The organism is Neobacillus mesonae (assembly GCF_023715155.1).
Taxonomy (GTDB): domain Bacteria; phylum Bacillota; class Bacilli; order Bacillales; family Cytobacillaceae; genus Neobacillus; species Neobacillus mesonae_A.
The window spans coordinates 1-990 of record NZ_JAMBNQ010000091.1; the positions used below are offsets into that span (position 1 = coordinate 1).

General features: G+C 43.2%; 1 protein-coding gene. It reads left to right on the forward strand.

Translation table 11 applies throughout. The features are described 5' to 3' along the window. Positions 1–124: 124 nt before the first annotated feature. The coding region (locus M3183_RS26515; protein ID WP_251475039.1) for an IS110 family transposase at positions 125–990 on the forward strand (866 nt) is incomplete at its 3' end.

The window sequence follows — 990 nt, forward strand, 5'->3', positions numbered from 1 at the left end:
AGGAGCATTCCTGTTAGAAGGATTTTCGGGGACTTGAACAAAAAGGAGCCCTCTTGGTATGATACGGGGTGTCAAATCGTGGCGAGATGACCCCTAACTTAGTTAACCAAGGAGGACTCCAATAATGGATTTTAAACAAAATCAGAAAATAAATCAAGTCACCGAGAAAACGCTCGTTGTTGGAATTGACATTGCTAAGCGGACACATTTCGCTTGCTTTGTAGATGATCGAGGACGGGTGCTCCAAAAATCATTCTCTGTTTCTCAATCTAGAGATGGTTTCGAGCTTTTCTATCAACGTGTTCTGGCAGCCATGAAAGAAAACGAAAAAACAGAAGTCATTATCGGGATTGAACCTACTGGACATTACTGGCTCAATTTGGCGTACTTCCTTGAGGAACGAGGCATTCCCTTGGCTATGGTTAACCCTATGCATGTTAAGCGATCAAAAGAGTTGGACGATAATCTACCGACCAAGCATGACCGTAAAGATGCATTAGTAATTGCTCGTCTAGTAAAAGATGGGCGCTTCAGCTATCCACGTATCTTGAAAGGCATGGAGGCTGAACTTCGTGTAGGATCATCGTTTAGAAGTAAGCTGACGGAGGAATTTGGTGCCGTTAAAAACATGATGATTCGCTGGTTAGATCGCTATTTCCCTGAGTTTACTCAGGTGTTTCCGTCATTCGGAAAAATGGCTTTGGCTGTACTTGAATGCACTCCATTTCCGAGTGATCTACACCAGAAACAACCCGATGAAGTTTTATCTCTTTATCGAAAGGTCAAGGGGTTAAAATCCCCCCAAAGACCAAAAGCAGTGCGTCTTATTGAACTCGCTGCAAGCTCTATCGGAGTAACAGAAGGACATGAGATGGCCCGTATTGAAATCGCCACACTGGTCCGTCGTTACTATCAGCTTGAACAAGATATCGAAAGTATTACAGGGCACTTAGTTAAGCTAGTAAAAACGTCTGTAGAATACGAATGGCT